General features: G+C 59.6%; 33 protein-coding genes. All 33 read left to right on the top strand.

Annotation, left to right across the window (positions count from 1 at the left end; translation table 11 throughout):
- The first annotated feature begins 20 nt into the window (after positions 1–20).
- The 33 genes from ACQY4Z_RS04675 (at position 21) to ACQY4Z_RS04835 (ending at position 22,998) form a co-directional block, all read left to right on the top strand.
- The gene (locus ACQY4Z_RS04675) at positions 21–776 is read left to right on the top strand and encodes an AAA family ATPase (protein ID WP_428527104.1); all 756 of its coding nucleotides are present in this window, start codon (positions 21–23) and stop codon (positions 774–776) included.
- Positions 776–1,417: a hypothetical protein gene (locus tag ACQY4Z_RS04680; RefSeq protein WP_428527106.1), complete on the top strand. Its 642-nt coding sequence runs from the start codon at positions 776–778 to the stop codon at positions 1,415–1,417. Before ACQY4Z_RS04675 ends, ACQY4Z_RS04680 begins: the two co-directional genes overlap by 1 nt.
- Positions 1,414–1,797, top strand: coding sequence for a transcriptional regulator (locus ACQY4Z_RS04685; protein WP_428527108.1), 384 nt, complete (start codon positions 1,414–1,416; stop codon positions 1,795–1,797). The genes ACQY4Z_RS04680 and ACQY4Z_RS04685 overlap by 4 nt, the downstream gene beginning before the upstream one ends.
- Positions 1,790–2,056 (top strand): hypothetical protein, encoded by a 267-nt coding sequence (locus ACQY4Z_RS04690; RefSeq protein WP_428527110.1) that lies wholly within the window; start codon positions 1,790–1,792, stop codon positions 2,054–2,056. The genes ACQY4Z_RS04685 and ACQY4Z_RS04690 overlap by 8 nt, the downstream gene beginning before the upstream one ends.
- Complete coding sequence (locus ACQY4Z_RS04695; protein ID WP_428527112.1) at positions 2,053–2,520, top strand: hypothetical protein; 468 nt, start codon at positions 2,053–2,055, stop codon at positions 2,518–2,520. The genes ACQY4Z_RS04690 and ACQY4Z_RS04695 overlap by 4 nt, the downstream gene beginning before the upstream one ends.
- Before the next feature lie 2 nt (positions 2,521–2,522).
- A complete protein-coding gene (locus tag ACQY4Z_RS04700) occupies positions 2,523–3,182 on the top strand; it encodes a DUF3164 family protein (protein ID WP_428527114.1) in 660 nt (219 codons plus the stop codon).
- 1 nt (position 3,183) lies between these two features.
- The gene (locus tag ACQY4Z_RS04705) at positions 3,184–3,429 is read left to right on the top strand and encodes a gas vesicle protein V (RefSeq protein ID WP_428527116.1); all 246 of its coding nucleotides are present in this window, start codon (positions 3,184–3,186) and stop codon (positions 3,427–3,429) included.
- Between the two features lie 7 nt (positions 3,430–3,436).
- Positions 3,437–4,054: a regulatory protein GemA gene (locus ACQY4Z_RS04710; protein ID WP_428527118.1), complete on the top strand. Its 618-nt coding sequence runs from the start codon at positions 3,437–3,439 to the stop codon at positions 4,052–4,054.
- Positions 4,051–4,485, top strand: coding sequence for a hypothetical protein (locus tag ACQY4Z_RS04715; protein WP_428527120.1), 435 nt, complete (start codon positions 4,051–4,053; stop codon positions 4,483–4,485). The genes ACQY4Z_RS04710 and ACQY4Z_RS04715 overlap by 4 nt, the downstream gene beginning before the upstream one ends.
- A 57-nt stretch (positions 4,486–4,542) precedes the next feature.
- Positions 4,543–5,313, top strand: coding sequence for a hypothetical protein (locus ACQY4Z_RS04720; protein WP_428527122.1), 771 nt, complete (start codon positions 4,543–4,545; stop codon positions 5,311–5,313).
- A gap of 103 nt (positions 5,314–5,416) precedes the next feature.
- Positions 5,417–6,628: an N-acetylmuramidase domain-containing protein gene (locus ACQY4Z_RS04725; RefSeq protein WP_428527124.1), complete on the top strand. Its 1,212-nt coding sequence runs from the start codon at positions 5,417–5,419 to the stop codon at positions 6,626–6,628.
- Positions 6,625–7,020 (top strand): hypothetical protein, encoded by a 396-nt coding sequence (locus ACQY4Z_RS04730; protein WP_428527126.1) that lies wholly within the window; start codon positions 6,625–6,627, stop codon positions 7,018–7,020. The genes ACQY4Z_RS04725 and ACQY4Z_RS04730 overlap by 4 nt, the downstream gene beginning before the upstream one ends.
- 9 nt (positions 7,021–7,029) lie before the next feature.
- Positions 7,030–7,200 carry a hypothetical protein gene (locus ACQY4Z_RS04735; protein WP_428527128.1) on the top strand — a complete coding sequence of 57 codons (171 nt, stop codon included), beginning with the start codon at positions 7,030–7,032 and terminating at the stop codon, positions 7,198–7,200.
- An 11-nt stretch (positions 7,201–7,211) separates the two neighbouring features.
- Positions 7,212–7,535: a DUF2730 family protein gene (locus tag ACQY4Z_RS04740; protein WP_428527129.1), complete on the top strand. Its 324-nt coding sequence runs from the start codon at positions 7,212–7,214 to the stop codon at positions 7,533–7,535.
- Position 7,536: 1 nt separating this feature from the next.
- Complete coding sequence (locus ACQY4Z_RS04745; RefSeq protein ID WP_428527131.1) at positions 7,537–7,833, top strand: hypothetical protein; 297 nt, start codon at positions 7,537–7,539, stop codon at positions 7,831–7,833.
- 2 nt (positions 7,834–7,835) lie between these two features.
- Positions 7,836–8,444 carry a DUF3486 family protein gene (locus tag ACQY4Z_RS04750; protein ID WP_428527133.1) on the top strand — a complete coding sequence of 203 codons (609 nt, stop codon included), beginning with the start codon at positions 7,836–7,838 and terminating at the stop codon, positions 8,442–8,444.
- The gene (locus ACQY4Z_RS04755; RefSeq protein ID WP_428527135.1) at positions 8,441–10,063 is read left to right on the top strand and encodes a terminase large subunit domain-containing protein; all 1,623 of its coding nucleotides are present in this window, start codon (positions 8,441–8,443) and stop codon (positions 10,061–10,063) included. Before ACQY4Z_RS04750 ends, ACQY4Z_RS04755 begins: the two co-directional genes overlap by 4 nt.
- On the top strand, positions 10,063–11,637 hold the full coding sequence (locus ACQY4Z_RS04760; RefSeq protein ID WP_428527137.1) for a DUF935 domain-containing protein: 1,575 nt from the start codon (positions 10,063–10,065) through the stop codon (positions 11,635–11,637). Before ACQY4Z_RS04755 ends, ACQY4Z_RS04760 begins: the two co-directional genes overlap by 1 nt.
- The gene (locus tag ACQY4Z_RS04765) at positions 11,637–12,839 is read left to right on the top strand and encodes a phage minor head protein (protein ID WP_428527139.1); all 1,203 of its coding nucleotides are present in this window, start codon (positions 11,637–11,639) and stop codon (positions 12,837–12,839) included. The genes ACQY4Z_RS04760 and ACQY4Z_RS04765 overlap by 1 nt, the downstream gene beginning before the upstream one ends.
- A gap of 323 nt (positions 12,840–13,162) precedes the next feature.
- Positions 13,163–13,735, top strand: a complete 573-nt coding sequence (locus ACQY4Z_RS04770; protein ID WP_428527141.1) for a Panacea domain-containing protein — start codon at positions 13,163–13,165, stop codon at positions 13,733–13,735.
- A 601-nt stretch (positions 13,736–14,336) separates the two neighbouring features.
- Positions 14,337–15,329 (top strand): phage protease, encoded by a 993-nt coding sequence (locus ACQY4Z_RS04775; RefSeq protein WP_428527143.1) that lies wholly within the window; start codon positions 14,337–14,339, stop codon positions 15,327–15,329.
- A gap of 38 nt (positions 15,330–15,367) precedes the next feature.
- Positions 15,368–15,769: a hypothetical protein gene (locus ACQY4Z_RS04780; RefSeq protein WP_428527145.1), complete on the top strand. Its 402-nt coding sequence runs from the start codon at positions 15,368–15,370 to the stop codon at positions 15,767–15,769.
- A gap of 55 nt (positions 15,770–15,824) precedes the next feature.
- Positions 15,825–16,727 (top strand): Mu-like prophage major head subunit gpT family protein, encoded by a 903-nt coding sequence (locus ACQY4Z_RS04785; RefSeq protein WP_428527146.1) that lies wholly within the window; start codon positions 15,825–15,827, stop codon positions 16,725–16,727.
- 118 nt (positions 16,728–16,845) lie between these two features.
- Complete coding sequence (locus ACQY4Z_RS04790) at positions 16,846–17,166, top strand: hypothetical protein (protein WP_428527148.1); 321 nt, start codon at positions 16,846–16,848, stop codon at positions 17,164–17,166.
- A gap of 4 nt (positions 17,167–17,170) precedes the next feature.
- Positions 17,171–17,611, top strand: a complete 441-nt coding sequence (locus ACQY4Z_RS04795) for a gp436 family protein (RefSeq protein ID WP_428527150.1) — start codon at positions 17,171–17,173, stop codon at positions 17,609–17,611.
- Between the two features lie 2 nt (positions 17,612–17,613).
- Positions 17,614–18,087, top strand: a complete 474-nt coding sequence (locus ACQY4Z_RS04800; RefSeq protein WP_428527152.1) for a phage virion morphogenesis protein — start codon at positions 17,614–17,616, stop codon at positions 18,085–18,087.
- Positions 18,084–18,602 carry a hypothetical protein gene (locus ACQY4Z_RS04805; RefSeq protein ID WP_428527154.1) on the top strand — a complete coding sequence of 173 codons (519 nt, stop codon included), beginning with the start codon at positions 18,084–18,086 and terminating at the stop codon, positions 18,600–18,602. The genes ACQY4Z_RS04800 and ACQY4Z_RS04805 overlap by 4 nt, the downstream gene beginning before the upstream one ends.
- Positions 18,599–19,195 (top strand): hypothetical protein, encoded by a 597-nt coding sequence (locus ACQY4Z_RS04810; RefSeq protein WP_428527156.1) that lies wholly within the window; start codon positions 18,599–18,601, stop codon positions 19,193–19,195. The genes ACQY4Z_RS04805 and ACQY4Z_RS04810 overlap by 4 nt, the downstream gene beginning before the upstream one ends.
- A 25-nt stretch (positions 19,196–19,220) precedes the next feature.
- Positions 19,221–19,448: a hypothetical protein gene (locus ACQY4Z_RS04815; RefSeq protein WP_428527158.1), complete on the top strand. Its 228-nt coding sequence runs from the start codon at positions 19,221–19,223 to the stop codon at positions 19,446–19,448.
- Between the two features lie 47 nt (positions 19,449–19,495).
- On the top strand, positions 19,496–19,879 hold the full coding sequence (locus ACQY4Z_RS04820) for a hypothetical protein (protein WP_428527160.1): 384 nt from the start codon (positions 19,496–19,498) through the stop codon (positions 19,877–19,879).
- Complete coding sequence (locus ACQY4Z_RS04825; protein ID WP_428527162.1) at positions 19,872–20,729, top strand: baseplate J/gp47 family protein; 858 nt, start codon at positions 19,872–19,874, stop codon at positions 20,727–20,729. The genes ACQY4Z_RS04820 and ACQY4Z_RS04825 overlap by 8 nt, the downstream gene beginning before the upstream one ends.
- Complete coding sequence (locus ACQY4Z_RS04830) at positions 20,726–22,246, top strand: phage tail protein (RefSeq protein ID WP_428527164.1); 1,521 nt, start codon at positions 20,726–20,728, stop codon at positions 22,244–22,246. Before ACQY4Z_RS04825 ends, ACQY4Z_RS04830 begins: the two co-directional genes overlap by 4 nt.
- Before the next feature lie 23 nt (positions 22,247–22,269).
- Positions 22,270–22,998 (top strand): hypothetical protein, encoded by a 729-nt coding sequence (locus tag ACQY4Z_RS04835; protein WP_428527166.1) that lies wholly within the window; start codon positions 22,270–22,272, stop codon positions 22,996–22,998.
- The last annotated feature ends 7 nt before the right edge of the window (positions 22,999–23,005 follow it).

Genomic DNA, 23,005 nt, shown 5'->3' on the forward strand with positions numbered 1-23,005 from the left:
TCGAACTAACGGAAACAAAGATGACCAATACAAGCCAAAGTGTCAATGGCGGTTTAGCGAGCCTCAGAAACGTCGCACGGTTTTTGACGCTCGCAAACACGCTCATTCACCGCCCCCTTGGGCTACCTGGTATCGGTGTTTTTCATGGCCATTCCGGCCTTGGAAAAACTCAGGCCTCCATCTACGCGCAGAACAAGACGCGGGCGCTACGGTTAGAGATCGGGGATAGCTGGACGAAGAAAAAATTCCTGCAGATGCTTTTGCGGGAAGCCGGGGTAGAACCCCGCCAGCGCACGATTGCTGACCTCACCGAGGAAGCGATAGCCATCCTCGCCGACGACCCCCACAGGCCGCTTTTTATCGATGAGGCGGACAAGCTCGCCGACAAGGGCATGCTGGAGCTTGTTCGGGAAATCTACGAACACAGCCAAGTGCCAATCATGATGATCGGCGAAGAGCTGCTGCCTGAGAAGCTGGAGAAGGTCGAACGTTTCCATAATCGGGTCTTGAGCTGGGTACAGGCCGAAACGTGCGATCATGATGACGCCCGCAAGCTTGCCGACCTGTATTGCCCTGGCCTGGAGCTTTCCGATGACCTCATTGATCTCACGCTGGACCGGGCGAAAGGCAAGGCCCGCCTCCTGGTCGTGAACTTCAATCAGATCTTGGCCCACGCTCAGAACACCGGCGAAAAAGTCCTAACAGCGGCACACTTTGACGATGGCTTCTTTGCGACCGGTCAAGCCCGGCGCCACCGGGTTCGGAGGGCCGCTTGATGTCTATTCAATTGGAACTGCGGGTCACACCCGGCGTCCCTGTTTATCGCGGCCATGACCACTACTGGAGCGTGATGCGGGATCTCGGCAAAAACGGCGCTGAGTTCACCCTTGCCGAGATCGCCAGCCGCTCGAATGATCCAAGGGACAAGTCAATTGGCGATTTCCTGCAACGGTTGATCAAAGCGGAAATCGTGGCGGTGAGCCGATCATATAACGAGCCGACGGCGCGCGGCGGGTCCGTCAAACATAACGTCTATCGCCTGATGTCGCGTCCAACGAAAACGCCAGTCGTCAACCGGGATGGATCTGTCGGACAGCAGGGCGAGAAGAACGCCAATATGTGGACGGCGATGCGCTGCTTAAGCCAATTCACCAAACACGACCTCGCAATCTCGGCGGCGACCGATGAGCTGCCGGTCAGCGTCAACTCGGCAGCCACGTACATCCAACATCTGTTCAAGGCAGGATACCTTCTGGTCATGCGCCCCAACAAATCGCGTGTCCCTGCGGTCTGGCGCCTAAAGCCGTCAATGAACACTGGCCCGGAAGCGCCAAAGATCCTCAAAACCAAGTTGGTCTATGATGTTAACAAAGGTCGCGTCATGGGCGCCCCTCTGGCCGAGGAGTGCGCGGCATGAACCAGCATGTTTCTTTTGCTGAAAAGACCGACCAGGCCTGGAACGGCGCCCCACCGGATTGGGTCAAGGAGCTGGCGCTCATCGCCGACAGCACCAGCCTATCTGCCTGTGCAAAACGCCTGAGCTATTCGACCGCCGTCTTAAGCCAGACGATCAGCAACAAGTACCCCGGCGATTTGGAGAAGATCGAGGCAACTGTTCGAGGTGCGCTCATGCACGAGACCGTTGACTGCCCAATCGTCGGCGAGATCGGCCGCGACCAGTGTCTGAAACATCAAGCCGCTGACCGCGCTTTCACCAACTCCGTCCGCACCCGGCTTTACAACGCTTGCAGGGGTGGGTGCCCGCACTCCCGCCTGAAAGGAGGCAAAGATGCTTAGCACCGATTTGATCCAACTTGGCTACATGTGCAAGACGGCCGCCCAGACGGACGAACTGGACCGGTTGCAGGAGTTTACAAAGCGCATCGGCAGCCAACTCATCGAAGCCGCAGAACGGGCGCAGGGCATGGAAAGCCTTCCGGCAATCATCCCGGCTCCATCGGGCCACGTGGTCATTGATTTGTGCGATGACAAAATCATCCCGTTTCCAAAGGCAAGGCTTCGGGCCGTTCCGACCAATGATGGGGGCGCGGCATGACCAAGACCACAGCCCCCCTCACCTACCGGGACCAGGCCCTGTTGGTCGGCTACACATTTCTTGGTGAAGGCATGGATTTCATTGCCGCCGAGCTTGGCCGGTCAGCGCTGGCTACTGAACTTGCCTACAAGGACATCCTTGCGACCCTTCAGGGTGTTGATCATGTCCCGCCAGTGAAACCCGTTTCTGACGACCATAGGCCAAAAACAACGCCGCCGGTCGCCGCCGCATCATCCGAAACACGAGCCGCCTATGAGCGGTCTGCCGGGGAAACAACGAGCCACCCGGCAAAATGGCAACCGCGCCGGTTTCGAACACTTCCGAGCGCGGTCAGGCAAGCCCAACGCGGCACCCGCGACGTGACCGCCGCACTGATGGGCGATCCATCCGCCGCCGCTTACGAAAGATCGCTCGCCAGGCCCGCAACCAAGAGAGACGCCAAGCACCCCGCGAAATGGAGCTGACAATGGAAGAATGCACCACACAAATTGAAACGCCCGAAAACGGTATCGAGTTGGTTGGCGGGAAACCCTACATGCGCAACGGCAAGGGTGACCTGGTGGCGGTCGACAACATCAAACCGCAACACCAGCTTGAAGACGAAATGGTGCGCAAGATCATCGGATTTGCGCAACCGCTCTCCGATCAGGTCAAGCGTTTCCGGGGCCACACTTTCACGGACCTGGGCGAGCTGGACGCACTCTTGGAGCAGCAATACGGCGTCACCAAAGGCGGCCGAAAAGGCAACCGGACCTACCAGACCTTCGACGGCCTGAAAAAGGTGCAGGTCCACATGGCCGATTTCATCGACTTCGGGCCGGAGCTTCATATCGCCAAATCGCTGATTGACGAGTGCCTGATTGAATGGGCGGCCGACAGCCGCCCAGAGATCCAGTCAATCGTGACCCGTGCCTTCAACACCGACAAAGAGGGCCAGATCAACAAGTCCGAAATCTTCATGTTGCTCCGATTGGAAATTCAGGACGAACGCTGGCAACGGGCCATGGATGCCCTGCGCGACGCAATGAGGGTGACAGGATCTAAGGCCTACGTCCGCTTCTACGAGCGCAAAAGCACCGAGGCCGCGTGGGTCCCAATCACAATCGACCTCGCCAAGGCCGCATGACATGCCCCGCCTCACGAAACCGTCGCAGTACGAGTTGAGTGAGACGCAAACCCTGCGCGACCGGCGGACCAAACTGTCGCGCAGGGTCCGTTGGCGGCCCGGACTGCTGGCCGAACAGGCCGAGTTGAAGGCCGTAACAAACGAACTTCTGAGGCGGGAACTATCTACGCCGCCAAAGCCCACACCGCTCGGTGACGCCGGGGCCGTGGGCGGGCAAGCGCAAGGCAGGCTCCCTTACAAAGACTGAGGCAAAAATGACCGCCATTCGCACAATCCATACCCTCAAAAACCGGATCGGGTTTGACGATGACACCTATCGGGATTTTCTTGAAAAGCACACGGGGTCCCGGTCCTCAAAGGGCATGACCAGCCGCCAGCACGGGGCGGTGATTTCCGAGCTTAAGAAGTTGGCGCCGCAGGACGGAAAAAGGGCCACCGGCCGGTTTGCAAAGAAACTCCAGGCGCTATGGATCGCCGGGTATAACCTTGGTGTTGTCGAGAACAAATCAGACCAAGCCATGATGGCTTGGCTGAAGCGCCAGACCGGTTTGGATCATCACAGGTTCTTGTCCCATGCAGACGACGCCGCGCGGGCAATAGACGCCCTTAAAATCTGGATCCGGCGCGATACCGGCAACCGGGATCTGTTTACCCACGACAAGGCGCGCCACCGCCTTCTAAATGACCTCCGGTTTCAAGTTTGCCTTCATATCTGGACCGAGCTTTTCAAACAGAACCGGCACCCCTCCGGTTCGTTGGATCAGCTGCTGCGTTGCGTCAGCGGCAAGGAGGGCGCCGATCTGTTGAGCGATGGCGACTGGATTAAGGCAATGAACCATTTGGGCCGCTTCTATCGAAAGCCAACGCCATGACTGATCGCGCTGCTTTCACCGTCAAGATGAACGAAATGGTCGAGATCGCGGGGCTAACACCGGACGCGGTCTTGGTGCTCACCCGCGAACGCGGCGGCACAAAACTCAACGTTCCAGCAAAGGCACCGGATGGGCACTGGCTGGTTCATCTGATCGGCCGGGACAACGCGGACAAGCTCTGCGCGTACTACGGCCGCGAGGAAATAGAAGTGCCCCTTGGCCCAAATGCTACCGCGATCCAGCGCCGGGAACAAATGCGCCGCTTGGACCGCGAAGGCCTTTCCTACGGGCAAATCGCCCTCCGCGTTGGCGTCGACCGGCGCACGGTTATCCGCCACGTTAAAGGCACTTCAAACCGTCCTAAAAACGCAGACCAAGCGGACATGTTTTTAGATCACCACCCTAGGCCTAGACAGCACGTTGCGAAGTAAGTATCCAAAAACCTATCTGAGGTTGTTGGTTTAACGCTTACAGTAAAAGAGTTTTTAATGCCGATTTTCGATGAAATCCTGCTCAGTCGCTTATCAAAAGAGTATGACGTTAAACGCTATGACTGGGCGGCTGCTAACAAGAGCTATGAGCGGCTTTCTGGTCAAAAACAAGATGTGGTGCTGGAAGAACTCCCAGCGCACATCTATGACCCGAAATTGTTTATCAACCGGTTTGGTCAGTCATTCATTCGGAGGGCTTTAGAGCTTTGCGATGCAATGCTAACTCTTTTCCATCAACGCCAGATTCTTCCAATGATGGTGCTGTCTCGCGTCCAGCTAGAGAACCTTGCCTTTTTGTTTTACGTTGAAAAAGAGCTTCATCGCATGTCCCACGGCATAGGCGCTTCCTGCGATTGGGAGGAAGTTAAGGCTTTTGTAGACAAGTTTATCTGCGGAATGCACCCCAGCGCTGCAGGTGAGTTTCTTCCCGATGAGGATCCAAAGAGCCTCAAGCCGAAAGGAGTAACCGAACTCGTAAGAGATTTGGACAAGTCAGCAAAAGGAATGCTGAAAAGGTACCGCTATCTAAGCGAGCTCTCCCACCCAAACGCAATGGGCTGCACACAATGGTACAGCCGCATGGATGATGCAAATTGGACAACTAGGTTTCCATCAACCGACCGTCATGTCCAAGAGGCACTTCAAGAACTAAACAGTCTCGGCCCGTGTCTACAACTGATGGGATCGCTGCATAGCCAAATTCAGCAGTCGGCCGACCGTCTTATGGTTTTTGCTCACGCTCAGCGAGCTGCGGGTCGAAGGTCCTAGAGCCTAACCCCGGCACCTGTCACCGCTCTAGCGGCCCCGCCCTTACCCTACCTTTTCCGCGTCATCGGCAATCTGCCGAATTTCCTCTTGAGAGGCGCGGAACATGTCCGACATCATTGCAAAACTACGCGAGGGCGGCGGCCAACCGGCCAACGATGAAGCCCTGGAACTTGCCGCCCGCCGCATAGGGTGCGACGTCCTCGTCCTCAAAGCGATTGACGAGGTGGAAAGCAACGGCTCGGCCTATGACAAAAAGGGCCGGCTCATCATTTTGCCCGAAAAGCATGTGTTCTGGCGCGAACTGCCGAAGGCCTTGCGCGCCCGCGCCAAACGTCTAGGGCTTGCCGTTCCTAAGTGGAGCCGGGGCAACTACAAGGGCCTTGGCGGAACCGGGTCCGATGCCCGTTGGGCCCGGCTGGAGAAGATGGTCGATCTCCACGAGGTCGCAGGGCTACGCTCCGCCTCCTACGGCTCCAAACAAATCATGGGGTTCAATCACGGGATCTGCGGTTATGACAATGTCCGCGATTTCGTGCTTGCCTTTGCCCGGTCCGAAGCCGCGCAACAAGAGGCCTTCATCAAGTTTCTGGAAGGTGTCGGCCTCGCCCAGGCCCTGCGGGATAGGGACTTCCGCCAGATCGCCCGCCGCTACAACGGGTCCGGCCAGGTCACCCGCTATTCCGGGCTGATGCGGGCGGCCTATGACCGGCTCGCGGCCAATAACGGCAAGGCAGCTCTCAAACCCGAGGACGCCAAGATCCTTCGCCTCGGGTCTGAAGGGGACCGCGTCCGTTTCCTGCAGGAACAGCTGGTCCGTCTCGGCTATCACCTTAAGGCCGATGGCGACTTTGGCCCGGCAACCCGGCGCCAGGTGGTCGCGTTTCAGGTCGATCACGGTCTCAAGCCGGATGGCATTGTTGGTGACAAAACCAACGCTGCCCTGGAGGCCGCCGTTCCAATCAACAGCCAGCCCGGCGGAAGCCGGGACAGCTTGACCGTCAAAGACCTGCGCCAAAGCGGATCCCAGACGATCAAGCAGGCAGACCGCCTGACTGGCCTTGGTGTCGGTGCCGTGGTCACCGGCACCATTGCCGAGGCCGTGGGCGGGGTCGGCTCCATGGCTGACATCGAAACACTCCGTAACTTCTCCGGTCTTATCCAAGAGGTCTCGGGGCTGATCAAACCGGTTCTGGGCCTCATCGGTGACAACAAGTGGCTCGCATTGGCGGCCATTGGCGCCGCCGTCTTCCTCCTTGCCCGCAAGATCAAACTCCGCCGCTTGTCGGATGCCAAAGAGTGGAGGCACGTCGGATGACCGGTTTGATTTTCGGGTGGGTTCTGAAGGTTTTGAGCGCCAAGTCCGTCGAGAAGGTCTTGGCCTATCTCAAGGCTGATGCCGCCCGCCAAACTGGCGAGGCGAAGATCAAGTCAGAGATCACGATTGCCCAGATCCAGGCGGGCGTGGCGCAGACCCAAATCATGGCCGACTTGAACAAAGCCAAGTTCGACCATGCCCCCTATTGGATCTTCGCCGGTCTGTTTGTTGTGCCCCTGGGGTTGTGGTGGACCGCTGTCATTTTGGACAGCGTTTTCCTGTTGGGCTGGGGCGTCGACACAGTGCCAATCTTGGAAGACTGGGGCGGCGAGATGATCCGTTGGCTGTTCTACACCGGCGGGGCGGCAATGGCCTTGAAGGCTCTGAGATAGGAGCGGCCGGTGACAAGCACTGATCTCATTTTTTCACTCCTGGTCACGGCAACGGTTGGCGGCCTTTCAACGGCCGCGTTCGGAGCTGTTCTGGTGGCAGAAACCGGACGCGGCCTTTGGGTCGTGAAAACCGGGGGGCTCACCGCCTTGATGGCCTTCCTTGTTGCATGGCTGAGCTAGGAGCCCCCGGAATGATCGAAGACATCAAGAACTGGCTGGCCGTCTTCAACACTGCAGGCCTGATTGTCCTGGGGGTCTATGGGTGGCTGACCGCCCGCGCCAAGGGCAATTCGGAGCACCTGCAAAAGGTCGACAACAAGCTCATTGAGCACGACCGGCGCATTCAATCGGTCGAGAGCGAACTTAAGCACATGCCGGACAAGGACGATGTCCACGACCTCAAACTGGCGTTGGCGGAGCTGCGCGGAACGGTCGGCCGGTTGGATGAAAGCCTGTCCGGCGTATCGCGCACGGTGCGGCGCGTTGAGGAACACCTAACAAATGGGGGCCACTGACATGAGCTACCAAGACATCGTTGCCGAAGATTGCCGATTGGTGATCTTGAAGGCCCTCGCCAAAGAGCCGGACCACCGGCTCAACGAAACCGTTTTGACGCGGGTCCTGGAACAGTTCGGCCATTTGAAAAGCCGCGAGTATGTCCGGACACAAATCCGGAAACTGGAGGAGCTTGGCGCGGTCAAGGTCGCCGTGGCCGGGTCTGTTCTTGTGCCCCAATTGCTTCAGGCGGGCCTCGACCACGTCCAGCGCAGGGCCTTTATCGAGGGCGTTGGCCGTCCTTCGCTGGAGGGCTGATCATGGCCCGCCGCAAGACCGGTTCAAAAAAAGGGCGCGGACGCCTGTCGTCCATTGAGCAGTTGCCGCCGGAGTGCGACCAGGTCATCGCCTGGGCGGCCAACGAACTGCGCAGCCGCGACAGGACACAGGTCGAAATCTATGAGGAGTTCTATCTCAAACTGGAGGAGATCCAGAAGGCCGCACATGGCGAGCTGGAGTTTACGATCCCCTCGCCGTCGTCGTTCAACCGCTACGCCTTGAAACAAGCGCACCTCACCCGGCGCCTGGAGGATACCCGCGCGATTGCGGCCAGCATTTCCGAAAGCTTTGACGCGGAGGCCTCGGACGATCTGACGTTGATCGCGGCTGAGGCGATCAAGACCCTGATCTTTGAGTTGCTGACCGATGCCGGGGAAAGCGGGCTGGATCCAAAATCGGCCATGGATCTCGCCAACGCCTTGCGGTCGGCCTCGACCGCGCAAAACATTTCCACCAAGCGCCGCGCCCAGGTCGAGGCGGACTTTGCCAAGAAGACTGACGCCGCTCTCAAATCGGTCGCCACAGTCAAAGGCCTCACATCTGAAACCGTGGATGAGATCAAGGCCAAGATCCTCGGGGTGAAATCATGAGCGCACCTCTGTCCCGCGAGGAATGGGAGAAGATCCGCCGGGCCTCCCGCCAAGCCCTGCCGGACAATCTCGACAAGCTCCCGCAAGACGGCATCTTGCTGTCGTATCAGCGCGAGCTTTTCGAGGCGGTGACAACCCACAACGTTACCGCCACCGACAAAAGCCGCCGCGTCGGCGCCACCTGGGGCATTGGGGCCGCAGCGGTCTTGATCAGCGGGGCGGAGAAACCGGCAGGCGGCATGGACACGCTCTATCTCGGTTATAACCTCGACATGGCCCGCGAGTTCATCGACACGTGCGCCATGTGGGCGCGGGCGTTCAACCAGGCCTGCACCGAGGTCGGCGAATTCTTGTTCAAGGAACAGGGCGAAAAGGGCGAAGACCGGAGCATTCAGGCCTTTCGGATTTCCTTTGCCAGCGGCTTCGAAATCGTTGCGCTCTCTTCCAAGCCGCGTTCTTTGCGCGGCCGTCAGGGCTTCGTGATCTTGGACGAGTTCGCCTTTCACGATGACGCTCGCGAGCTTCTCAAAGCCGCCATGGCGCTTTTGATGTGGGGCGGCAAGGTGTTGGTGATTTCCACCCACAACGGGGTCGACAATCCGTTCAACGAACTCCTCAACGAAATCCGGTCCGGCAAGAAGCCGGGCAAGGTCGTCCGCGTCACTTTCGATGAGGCCCTTGAGCAGGGGCTCTACCAACGCATCTGCCTGGTCAACGGCAAAGAGTGGTCACCCGAAGGCGAGGCGGAATGGCGCGACGGGATCCGCAAAGCCTATGGCACGGCCGCCGATGAAGAGCTGGATTGTATTCCGTCCATGGGCTCCGGCGTTTATCTGACAACCGCACAGATTGAAGCTTCCACCCACGCGGCGCCGGTGCTGCGGTTCACCTGTCCGGCCGGGTTTGAACTTCAGCCCGATGCAATCCGGGAGGCTTATGTCGAAGATTGGCTGGCCGAGCATGCGGATCCGGTCCTTGAAACCCTGCCGCACAATTTGCGCCATTCCTATGGTTTTGACTTTGCCCGCTCGGGCGACCTTTCGGTCATGTTGCCAGTGACAGAATGGTATGACCTGGTCCGCCGGGTGCCGTTCTCGCTGGAAATGCGCAACGTGCCATTCAGGCAGCAGGAACAAATCCTTTTCTACATCGTTGACCGCTTGCCGAATTTCCACGCGGGCAAGCACGACGCACGGGGCAACGGCCAATACTTGGCCGAGGTCGCTTGCCAGCGCTATGGCGAACGGGTCGAGGCCGTCATGCTCAGCCAAGGCTGGTATCTGGAAAACACGCCGCGTCTCAAAACCCGGATTGAAGAGCGCACCTTTCTCTTGCCCGCCGATGCGGATGTGACCTCTGACATGCGCCAGATCAAATTGATCCGGGGCATCCCAAAGGTGCCCGACGATGCGGTGACAAAAGGAACCGATGGCGGCCAGCGCCACGGCGATACGGCCATTGCTGCGGTCCTTGCCAATGCCGCTTCCGAGGCCGACCCGGCCGAGTACGCCTACACGTCCATCAACGACCCGGATCCGGACGACAATGGCTTTGATGATGACGACGACGATATCGGCGGCGCCACCCTCTACAATTCCAGACGCGAAGGGCTGTTCTAATGGACCTTTTAAAGACCCTTAAAACCGCGATCAGCGGCAGGCGCCTGGCCAAGCCTTTTGCCGAGGCGGAGGAAAGCGGGCCGCGCACGGTTGTCGCGGATCCGGTCGCCAACAACTTGCGCCCGGACAAGCTTGCCCGGAACTTGAAAGAAGCGGTCGAGGGCGACCCGGCCGAATTCTTCGAACTTGCCCAGGAGATGGAAGAACGCGACGGCCACTACGGGGCCGTCCTGTCCACGCGCAAGCTGACGGTTTTGGGTGTTCGGCCGGAGATTGAGGCCGCGTCCGAAGACGCCCGCGATGAAGAGATCGCCGAAATGGTGCGCGAGGATATCCTTGCCAATCCGGAGTTCGGCTTCATGCGGCACGATCTGCTAGACGCCTTGGGCAAGGGCGTCTCGCTGGTGCAGGTCTTTTGGGACACCTCCGGCGCCCGCTGGAAACCTGCGAGCTATGAGTGGACCGACCCTCGCTGGATCACGTTCGACAAAAAGACCCGGCGGGAAATCCGGCTCAAGGACAAAGAACACGAAGACGGTCTGCCGTTGCCGGATTTCAAATACGTTGCGCATTTTCCGCGCATCAAATCTGGCCTGCCCATCCGGGGCGGTCTTGCCCGCCTTGCGGTTTGGTCTTGGCTCTTGAAGAGTTACACCGTCAAGGATTGGGCCGCCTTCTGCGAGATCTTCGGGCAGCCGCTTCGCCTCGGCAAATATGGACCGGGCGCCAGCGACCGTGACAAGCGCGCCTTGTTGCGGGCGGTGCGCTCCATTGCCCGAGATGCGGCGGCGATTATTCCGCAATCCATGGATATGGAGTTGATCCAATCCAAGGCGAACGGCGGCGCGGTGTTTGAAGGTTTCGCCGAGTTTCTGGACGGCCAAGTGTCCAAGGCGGTGCTCGGCCAGACCATGACAACCGACGACGGCTCTTCGCAATCGCAAGCCGAGGTCCACAACGATGTGCGGATGGATATTGCCCAGGCGGATACAGCCGCGCTCCAGCACACGCTCAACACCGGTTTGATCGAGCCCTACTGCAAGCTCAACTTCGGGTCCTTGGAACAATATCCAAAGCTGACCTTGCAGATTGATGAGCCAGAGGATCTGGACCTTGAAAGCCAGGTGTTGGAACGGCTGCACAGAGTCGGACTGAAGATCGCGGCCGATGAGGTGCGGGAAAAATTCGGATACCGGAAACCGGAGACCGGCGAGGAAGTCTTGGGCGGCCGGGTGAAATCGAAAGAGGATGAACCGGCCGAGACCAAACAACCGGCCGAAGGCGCGGCGAACCGGCAATTGGCTCTGAACACGGATCACAGCGGTCATGGGCACAACCACCTGGCCGATGAGACATTGCAAGAGATCATCGCGCTCGGGCTGGCCGAGTGGCAGGCACAGGGCGACCCGATGCTTCAGCCCATTGAAGACCTGCTCGCCGCATCAAACACGCTTGAAGAGTTCAGCGAAGGCCTCACCGGCTTGATGGAAACCCAAGACATGGGGCCGCTCACCGATGCGTTGGCGGGCGCCAATCTTCTCGCCCGTGCGGTTGGGGAAACGGAACAAGACTGATGGCAGACGGTTTCCGATTTGGGGCGGGGCCAGCGCCCGAGGTCTTGGCCTATTTGGACGGCCGGGGCCTAAGCCAGAGTTTCGATTGGCGCGACAACTACGGCGCGGATCACGCCTACGCCTTTACGGTGGCCAAGGCCACGCAAGTTGAGGTCTTGTCCGGGATCCACGACGAGGTGCAGCGGGCGATCCGTGAGGGTCTTCCATTTGATGCCTTCAGGAAATCGTTGGCGCCCAAACTGAAGAAACTCGGCTGGTGGGGCAAGCGCGCGGAGATCGACCCTAAGACCGGAGAAACGGTGATCAGCCAGCTCGGGTCCAACCGGCGTTTAAAGACCATCTATTGGGCCAACACCCGGACAGCCTATGGCGCGGGCAAATGGACCCGGATCCAGCGCACCAAAGCCGCATTGCCTTATCTTATTTACCGGCTTGGCTCGGCGCGCGAACATCGCCCGCACCATGCGGACAAGGAAAACATCATCCTGCCCGTCGACCATCCGTTCTGGACGACCTGGTATCCGCCCAATGGATGGGGCTGCGTGTGTTGGGTGCGCCAGATCACGCAGGCAGAAGCGGAGAGCCTCGGCGGAGTGACAGATCCGCCCGAGATTGCAACCACGCCTTGGACCAACAAACGCACGGGGGAAACCCGCGATATCCCGGTTGGCATTGATCCGGGCTGGGACTCCAACCCCGGCAAGGAACGGCACCGGACGCTGGCCAAACACTTGGCCGGGCACTTGGACGCGGCCCCGGATCATATCCGCCGGGCGGCAATGACGGACCTGGTCGGCTCTCAGGCTTTCCGGCGGGTCGCAAATGGCGAGCTGGCTGGCCACACGGTTTTTGCCCCGGCCGCCGTGGTTCCCGAAAGCGTCGCAACGGCCATGGGCAGCACCACCCGCGTTGCGTTTCTATCCACCGCAGACGCTGCGAAACAGCTGGGCAAAGGCCGGGCGTTCGGGCCTGAGTTTTACACCAACGTTCAAGCGCTGCTGGACAGCGGCGAGATCCGCGCCGACCGGTCCCGCAAAGACAGCACCGACTTTGCAGCTGCGGGTCTGATCGGCGGCGCCTGGTGGCGGGTGGTCTTCCGGGTCACAAAGGCCGGAGACGAGATTTTCCTCAAGTCGTTTCGCCGGTCGAGCGAAAACCAAATCGAAAGCTACCGGAAACGCGGTGAGCAACTGTCGAATTAGGGGGAGCTGCCCGGTGCCCTGAAGGCCGGAAATGCCTCCAGGCGGTGGTGGCCGCCGCTCCGCATAAGCGGAGGTTCTCCTGCATGGGCACCGGAACCCAGAATATGCCGCAAAACCGCTCTGTCTGCAACCAAAACCGGCCGGTCAATTGCACGGCCATTTCAGACCGGAACATTTGGTGGGCATTGGTACATTCGGTATCTAGGCTTCCAATTTTGTCGATCAAAAATCTAAAACTCCGGAGGCACAATAAGTTCACCATTTTCGCCTATATCTTGCGCGTTGGCCAATTCTGCACTAATTGAAGTGCTAAGGATCAAATCATGTACAACCCACGCAAAGCAGCTCAGGCAATAGCCTTTTTTGCACTCAAGACGGGCGGTGACGCCATCAATGTCTTGAAAGCAGTTAAGCTCGTCTTTTTGGCTGACAGAGAGAACATTAGGCGTTTCGGCTTTCCAATTTTGGATGAACGCCGAGTAAGCATGAGAAATGGACCGGTCAACTCTCGGACTTACAGCCATATTCAGGGAGAAATCCACCCCGATTATGATGGTGGTTGGTCTGAGTTTCTGACTGACAGAGAAAATCATAACGTTGGAATTCGCAGTAGCTCGTTAAGTGTAGATAATTTGGACGAGCTCAGCGATGCCGAGTTGAATACGCTGGAAAGTGTTTGGGAATCATTTGGCGATATGAGCCAGTGGGATCTCGTAAAATTCACTCATGACACACAGAATGTTCCAGAGTGGCAAGATCCAACGGACACCGGAATAAATTCTAAAACCATCACTCTAGAGGAGATGATGGCAGCGATTGGCGTTCCTGAATATCAGGATCACGCAGCCGAGATAGATAGCATTAACTCAGCCCATAGTTTTTTGAAGAGCCTTTAGCATTGATTGTCAAAGCCGGAACTCTTTTGGTGCCGTCCGGTCCGAGTAACGATCCAAACCGTAAACACTTACATATTGTTTGCACAAACCCTGATGAAAACAATCAAGTGGTGTTGGTTTCCGTAGCAACTTGGACCAACAATTTGTGTGATGACACCTGCATATTGCTCTCTCATGAGCATGAATGGCTTAGCAAAGAAAAGTCTTGGGTTTGTTATCGTTGGGCCGATTTGCACGATGTTGAGGCATTGCAAAGAGGCTTAGATTCGGGGGAGCTTTCGCCTCAAGCTCGCTGCAATGCTCAGGTGATGCTGCGAATTTACAACGGGCTTTGCCGGTCGCCCCACACGCCCCGGAAAATCAAAACCCATCTCGGCTGTAAATAGCAGCTAGTTGTTTCTAAACCGGCGTTGCAGGAAAAACTGAGGTCAAAAACCGCCACAGAGGCCTCCTGAGTGCCTTTCGCGCATCAAAGGGCGCAAAAATTGAAAACAGCGCCCCTACCCCGTTTAAACCCCCTTTAACGGCAAAACTGATCCGGTGACGAGGTCCGCACTTGTCACCGGGCCGCCTTAAGCGGCGTTCCGGCACTGTCCGGACCATGAAACACACCGCCCGAAATTGTTACCTGCTGGCCGTGAATTCCGAAGGCCAGGCCCCACTGGAGATCCAGCTGCTCCCGGCTGGACACATGCGCGGGCGCGACGGGCGGGAGTTTAACAACTCAGATCCGGCTGGCATCTTGGCCGCGTTCCAACGGTACGGCGGCCCGATGGCCATCGACTATGAACACGCCAGCGAAATCAAACAGGGCGAAGAGATCCCGGCCGCTGGCTGGATCACCGCAATGGAAGACCGGGACGGCGAGATCTGGGGCAAGGTCGAGTGGACCGACCGGGCGGCCCAGATGATCTCCGGCCGCGAATACCGGTTCCTGTCGCCCGTTTTCTACCACGACAAGGCGCTGAACATCCTGGCGATCAAAAGCGCCGGGCTGACCAATCAGCCCAACTTGATCATGCAGGCGCTGAACAAGGCCGACCAATCCCAAACCACCCCCGACATCGGTATGGAGACCGTTATGGACAAGGCAGCTCGTATTGCCCTTTGCAAATCACTTGGGCTAACGGATGAGGCATCCGACCAGGCCATTTTGGCCGCCGTCACCCAATTGCAGGACGACAAAAAAATCGCCCTCAACAAGGCGGAAACGCCGGATGCAACCCTGTTTGTGCCGCGCGCGGATTACGACCAGCTGAAAGGCAACCTGGAAACCGCCCAAAACAAGATCGACACCATCGAAGGCCAGAAGGCCGAGGCGGTGATCGATCAGGCGATCAAGGACGGCAAGGTGGCCCCATCGTCCAAAGACTATCACCTTGCCGCCTGCAAACAGGACGGCGGCCTTGAGGCCTTCAAAGCCATGGTCGCCGCCAGCCCGTCAATCAATGACGGCGGCAAGGACACCACTGCAAACCCAGATGGCGGCCAGATCGCCCTCAACAAAGACCAGCGCAAGATCCTCCAAGGTCTTGGCCACGATCCGGACGACGCGGACCTGGTCAAGGACCTGAAGGCAGAAGGCGTCATCTGACCGGCTGACCCAAGCCTGTCGAACTTCAGGAGAACCCCATGTTGACGAAATCCCGTGAAGTGCGCCGCCGGTCCGGCGACCGCTTTACTCATCCTCTGGCCGCCAGTGCTAAGGCGTTTAAAGGCGCTTTGATCGTTCTGGACGGCAGCCTGGCAAAACCCGGCCTGATCAAAGCCGGGCTGACCGTGGCCGGTGTCGCAGAGAACCTTGCAGACAACACCGGCGGTGCAGATGGCGCCGTCATGGTCGACTGCCGCCGGGACGGCCTCTTCCACTTTGAAAACTCCGTCGCGGACCCGATCACCCGCGCCGACATCAACGCCCGTTGTTTCATCGAAGACGATGAGACGGTGTCGCGCACCGATGACGGCGGCAACCGCTCGGCTGCGGGCATGATCCGCGACGTTGAGGGCACCCGCATCTGGGTCGAGTTCGAATAGGCCCGCACGGCCGGAGCCCCCCCCCCTCTAACCCAATCTCTTTTAGGAGCCGACGATGGCAGACTTTACTCTTGAGAACCTGAAGACGGCCGGGGTCGGCTTCAAAAAGAACTACCAGCAGGGCTTTAACAGCTTTGCGGCCATGTGGGGCCAGGTTGCCTCAGAGGTGCCAAGCACCACCGGCTCCAATGAATACGGCTGGCTCGGCGAGTTTCCCGGCATGCGCGAGTGGATCGGTGAACGGGTGATCCGCCAGCTCGGCACCCATGACTACCGGATCAAGAACCGCAAATTCGAATTGACGGTGGGCTTCAAGCTGGATGACCTAGCCGATGACAACCTTGGCATCTATGCCCCGCGCATGACCGGCATGGGTGAAGCGGTGGCCCGCCACCCGGATGAGCTGATCTTCGAAACGTTGGAACTTGGCTTTGAAAGCGCGTGTTACGACGGCCAGAACTTCTTCGACACCGACCACCCGGTTCTGGACAAGGAAGGGGAAGAACAGTCCAAATCCAATTTCTTCGATGGCGCCGGGCCCGCCTGGTATCTCATGGATACAAGCCGCGCTCTCAAGCCGCTCGTCCGCCAGGTGCGTCAGGCGCCCGAGTTCAACGCCCTGACCGACACCAGCTCTGAGCGGGTCTTCATGCTGGACGAGGTCATCTACGGAGCCAAGTCTCGCGAAAATGCGGGCTACGGCTTCTGGCAGATGGCCTTTGCCTCCAAGAAGGAGCTGACCCCGGACAACTTCGCCGAAGCCTACACGGCGATGACCAGCCAGGAAGGCGACTACGGCCGTAAACTCGCGCTCAAACCCAACGTTCTGCTCGTTCCAAACACGCTGGAAGATACGGCCAACATCCTCATGAGCGTTGAGAAATTTGAAAACAACAAGCCGAACCCGCACCGGAACAAGTGCAAGGTCGTGGTCTGCCCCTGGCTGTCCACCGGCTAACCGGATCGGGGCCGACGTCACCCCCGATTGAAGCCCCTTGATGGGCTGAGTGGCCGGACCGATGCCTTTGCCTCATCGGTCCGGCTTTTTTTCTTGCCGAACCTTAAGGACTGGATCCATGACCCGGATTGCCACATTCATTGCCGCCCGCGACCGCCGCCGCGCCGGGATCGCGTTTAGAAAGGGCCAGCCGAAGCCGGTCGAGCTGCCGGAAGATGAGAACGAAGCCAAGGCGCTGTTCGAAACCCTGCAAGCCGACCCGGTGCTCAAGCTCGTTGAAAACGACGGCGGGCTGGACCAGGTGGAAGAAGACCCGGACACCGCAACCCAAGGCGCCGCCACCCCGCCCGCCTCAGTAAAACCGCCTGTCAAAAAGTCTGCAAAACCAGCGGTCAAGAAAGCGGCCCCGGCAAAACAGCCCACAAAGTCTGCGGAGTAAGCGGGTGCTTTACGCCACTTATGAGAAAACCCTTGAGGCCATCGGCTCTGAGGAACTCGCGGTCCTGACCGACCGGGAGAACACCGGCGCCCCGGTCCGGGCCGTTGCTGAGCGCGCCTTGGAAGACGCCAGCCGGTTCATTGACGGGTATCTCACCCACAAATACCAACTGCCCTTGGTCCATGCTCCCGATGTGTTGCGGCGGATCGCCATCGACATTGCGGTCTACTATCTGGCGGGGTCGCATTCGGCCCTGACCGACGACATTCGGGCGCGCTATGAGGGCGCGGAGAAGTTTCTGGACAAGGTGTCAAAGGGCCAAATCGGCCTCGGCCTTGCCGAACCGGCCGCGTCCACCCCGGACGGTGCGGACGGGTCAGACAACGTTTTGTTTGACGGCCCGGATGATCTGATCATGACCCGCGACAGCCTGAAGGGCATGTAGCCATGTCGGTCCGGTTCGAGGTCGAAACGCCGGAAGAGGAAATCAATGCGGCGCTCGGCCGGTTCACCAACTTGAACCCCGACATGCTGCTGGACCCCATCGGCGCGCTGGTGACAAGCCAGACCCAACGCCGGATTGACGTGGAAAAATCATCGCCAGACGGGGCCCCCTGGGAGCCCAATCGGGAGGGCTCGGAAACTCTGGTCGAGAGCGGCGCCTTGCGCGACACCATCGATTATGAGGTCACCGGCATGGCTGTTGAGGTCGGCTCGCCGCTGATCTACGCGGCGGTTCACCAGATGGGCGCAACGATTGTTTCAAAGGAAGCGAAGGCGCTGGTCTTTACTGTTGGTGGCAAAACGGTCTTTGCCCAGAAGGTGACAATTCCGCCGCGCCCCTATCTCGGCCTCTCCCCGGTGAACCGGATGGAAATTGAAAACCTGGTCGACACCATCATCAGGAGCCTGGTGCAGTGACAAACCACCCCGCGCCCACCCCGACGACGTTTTTGGAAGCCGTTGAAACGGCATTGAAGGAGTGCCGGCTCTTCACCTCCGTGGAAGTCTTGCACGGTAAATTCCGCATAGAAGACCTCGACAAGATGTCTTTCAGAACCCCGGCCGCGTTCGTGTCCATTGCCTACGGAAAACCGGAGATCGAACACGATGGGAGCATGCGCCTGGAATTTCAGGCGGCGGTGATGATCGTCAACAAGACCGGGTCCCACCGCGAGGATCCATGGCAAACAGCCACCGAGGTGGTCCGGCTGGTTCACCGCAACACCTTCGGTTTCAAACACCTGCGCCAGCCGACCGGGTTTGACGTTATCCCGGTGCTCACATCGCAGGAGCGGAACAAGAGCCAATCGCTCACCGCCGTGACCTGGCGCCAGAACATGCGGCTTGCCGATCCGCCGGATCGTTCGCGCACCCTGGAGGAGGTGGTCTCCACCAAAGGCCACACGGTCTACAAGAGGGAGCCCGAGGCATGAGGCAAGACCTTTGGCAGCGCAACATGCAAAGCCGGATCCGCGACCTGGAGGGGCAGATCATCCGTCTGGAGGGCATGATCCGGGATCTCATCCGCACGGCAACCGTGGATGAATACGACCCGAAAACCGACCGGGCGATTGTCTCCGATGAAACCGAGGGCGACGAGGGCGGCGGCAAGGCGACCACGCCGCCCGCGCGGGTGCTCGGCCAGGCCGGTGGTGTCAAAAAGCGCACCACACTGACCAAAGGCGAGCAGGTCGTGGTCATCAATCCGAATGGCAACCTCGGTGAAACTTCCTTGATCCTGCCGCTCGGGCCGAACGAGGAAAACCCGTCGCCATCCGATCATGGCGCGGAAGATCTGACCATCATCGGCGGCACGAAGATCCAGGCGCGCGAGGAAACCTACGACCTCACCAGCGGGACAATCACTTGCAATGCCGACACCACCACAGTGAACGCCACGGTGCATCTGGGCGCGGAAGGCGGCCCAAAGGTTGCCCGCGTCGGGGACAAGGTCCTGGTGGCCATCGGCTCGTCTGCCGGGCTCTGGTCCATTGTGACCGGCGCCAGCAAAACCCACGCGGTTTAACCCTGAAAGTGAAAGGACTGAGAGAATGACAAAAGACACGACCAAAAAGCCGGACTTGCCCGAAGGCTGGGACGCGGAAAAAGCGCGGATCCTTCAGCTCAATTTTCACAATGGCCGCCACTACAAGGAAGGCGCCTTGGTTTTGATCTCAGATGAAGAGCTGCCAGAGTTCAACGCCAGCCCCGACATCATGGTGATCGAACCCAGCACGGCCGAGCTTCTCGACCGCTCAAATGTCACCGGGCCTTACTAAGACCAGCTGACGCACCATCACCGCGCTATACGAGAAGGAGCGCGGTGATGCTTTTGGGCGCCAACCGGTTTACAGGCGAACCCTTGTCCGGCCCCGACCGGGTTGTGCAGGATGTGGAAACCACCCTGTCCACGCCATTTTTCTCGCAGCCGGGCCAGCGGGCCTTCGGCAGCAAACTCCCCGAGATGATTTCCAAGCCCGCCGGAGAGGCGGCCGTCATGGATCTTTACGGCGCTTTGATCGATGCGTTCGATTGGGAGCCGGAAGCGGACATCCGCACGTTTCAACTGCAAGACATTTCAGAAACCGGACGGGTCGCGCTCGCCTACAGTTTCGTCTTTCTGCCGACCGGTGAAGTGTTCACCCGCGTCTATGATCCGGATGATCCGGAGTTGACCCCAGAGACAAATCCGGAGGCGCTCCGTGTCTGACGCCCTCCATCTTCTGACCCCGCCGTCGATCATTGACGAGTTTTCCGCCGAGGCGATTTTTCAACGCAAGCTTGGCGTGTTCCTAGCGTCCTACAAGGCGGCAACCGGCAACGACTACACGAGCTTGACCGAAAGCAATATCGTGGTCCGGTTATTGCGCGCGGACGCTGAGGACGAGGCCAACGCCCGCCAGCGCCACAACGAGCGTTACCGCAGCCGCTTTGTCTATTTCGCAAGCGGTGACAACCTGGTCCACCTGATGCGCGATGAAGGCCTGGAGCCGGTCGACGGGGAAACCAAGGAACGACGCCAAGAGCGCATCATCCTTGGCCGGACCGGATCCTCGGCCGCCGGTCCGCCGGAGTGGTACCAGCGCCACGCCATTGCCGTTGCCCCCAATGAGATCGAAGCCATTGCGGTTGATTTCCCCGATGCCAGCACGGTCCGCGTCGCGATCCTCGCCAAGACGGTGGACGGCATTCCCCCGCAAGACCTGGTTGCCCGTGTTGGGGCAAAGCTGACATCCGAAGCGGTCCACCCGGAAGATCATATCGAAATCATCGTTATGGGCGCCGAACCGGTCCCGGTCACCGTCCGTGCCCGGATTGTGTTGGAGCCGGACACCGACCCGGCGGTCTTCAATGCGCTCGACAGGCACTACCGGGACGGCTTTGCGGCGCGCCGGGCGCTCGGCCGCGACATGCCGTGGTCCTGGTCTTCCGCGCGGCTTCAGGTTCCCGGTGTCTATTCGGTGGAAGAGTTGGGCGCTCCGCCCCCGGACGTTCACCCCTACCAGGTCGCAACACTGGACAGCCTCGTGCTTGAATTGGCGAGCGGGAGGGCCTATTGACCCTGCCCCGCCGCCTCATCCTGCCGCCCAATGACAGCGCGCTGGAACGCGCCTTGGCAGAAGCCATGGCCGTGCCGGAGGATATCGCCGCGATCCCCGCCCGCTTGGAGGACCGGTTTGAACGCCCGGCCGATGAAGAGCTGCCCTTTCTGATTTGGGAATGGGGCTTGCAGCCGGTCATGCCTTACCTGACCGACCCGCGCCGGGCGCTGGCTGAGGGCCGCCCCTGGCACAAGGTGCGTGGCACGATCCCGGCGGGCCACATAGCGCGCGGCTGGATCGACGTTTCCGCGGAATTCGAGGCAGAGGCAAACAAGAACTATCACCTCCACCTCACCGAGCTTGTCATTGGCGACCGGCTTGAGGCGGTCATCAACTTGTCCCGCCTGTCCAACTCCTTGCGCTCCAAGCTCTACCGGCTCACCTACAACTACGACATCCGCGCGGTCAGAGGCGGCGGCCGGTCCAAAATGGCGTTGTCCATCTTTGGCGCAGACAGCGGCCACCGCATGACCCCGGACGGGCCAATCCTATCCTTTGTCGATTACCGGTTGGCACACGCCGCAGCGGTCCCGGAACTGCGGGGCGGCCTCGACGTGCTGCTGGGGTCGGTCGCGCGGCGGCACATGAAAATCGTCTTTGGCGTGGACAAGGCCGGGTCACGGCAAGAGTTCGCCCCGCCGGACCAGGCCTTGCCGTCCATTGGCCTTAAGGCCCGCGCGGGCGCGCGTCAACGCGGTCAGATGGACGTGCTTCGACCCATTGCCAGTGCTTGGGCAGGCCATGGCCGCTTTGCAGATTGGCAATCAGCGTTCATCGGCTTGAGGCCTGTGGAGGGCGGTGGGCTTCAGATGGGCTTCCCGTTCGGCTCCAAAGTCGATGCGCCGGGGTGGGAACGGGTCTACCGGATCCCGGACCCCATTGAACGGGTGCTTAAAGCGGCCGTTAAAGGGGCTTTAAACACTGGCCCCGCGCAGACCGTAGGGGCCTTGGCCACCAGCCCGCCCCCACGGTTTGCAGCCCACAAGGCCCGTAAAAGCCCACACGGTCAGGCCGTTTCACCGGGCGAACACATTGCGGGCACGGGGCTGGTTCCCTCCGCTGAAGCGGACCGCCACCTGGCCGCCAGTGTCCGGGGTGCACAGACCCGGTTTGCCGATTGGCAATCACGCTTTGCCTATCTGGTACCGGTTCAGGCAAGCCACGCCCGCTTTGCAACCACCCGGTTCCTCGACCAGGTCTCCAAACCCCATTGGCTTCACCTTGCCAAAGTCCCGGACCCGATCCGGGTCTCGTTGGCGCTGGCCACCACCGGTGCCGTGAACAACGGTGTCGATATCACGCTGGAAAGAACTGCGGCCGCGACCAGCGCCGCAGATGCAGGCCAGACCGTGTCGACCGGCGGCGCCGCCGCTGTGTCCAAGGATGCGCCGGTCTCCGGCCTGCCTTGGTCCCCGGACCTCAATTTCTCACCACCCAACCCGGTCGGCCTGTTTGCCCATACCGAAACGCCATGACCGAAACATAGGAGCCCACCAAAATGGCTGTCTTGACCAATGCAGGCCGCGCCGAAGTTGCCAAGGTGCTGCGCGATCTGTTCATCGCCGACCCCAAAACCTTCCTGATTGCCGTGGCAAATGGCGAGGACTGGTGGGGGGAAAATCAGGCCGAGCTGAAGACCTTTGACGCAGATACGTTTTCCAGCGATCTGGCGCCTCTGGAAGACCCGCAGCTGTCCAACGCCGCCGGGGATACGCTTTACGTGTTGAACACCGACTACACCGTGGACAGCCAAACCGGCACTGTGACCCGGCTTGCCACCGGTGCCATTCCACCCGGTGCCCAGGTCCAGTTCACTTACAAGGCATCGACACCGCCCGCCGCGCTGGAACAAACGGTGCTTCAGGCCGAGGTTGGCCGGTTAGCACCAACCGCACTCGATTTCTGTTTGCCGGTCGCTGAGGTGCTGGACAGCGACAACGCGGTGACCGTCTACATCGGCTCCGACCTTTACGCGATTGTGCAGCGGCCGACCCGCATGCTGCTCGCCCGCGCCCACCTTTTGCCGAATGACGGCACGGGTGATCCGATCCGCGCCTATGGCTTGTTCATGGGCTGCGCGGTCGACGCGCAACTGCCACCGGGCCAGCAGTTCTATGAACCTGATCAAGTAACGGAAACCGGGGTTTTGGCGCTTGCCACCCACATTGCCGCCGTCCCGCACTCCGGGGAAAGCGGCCTTGATCTTTCCCTCGTGTTCGAGATCTAGGAGCGGC

It is taken from the genome of Roseibium sp., assembly GCF_965276855.1.
Classification (GTDB): Bacteria; Pseudomonadota; Alphaproteobacteria; order Rhizobiales; family Stappiaceae; genus Roseibium.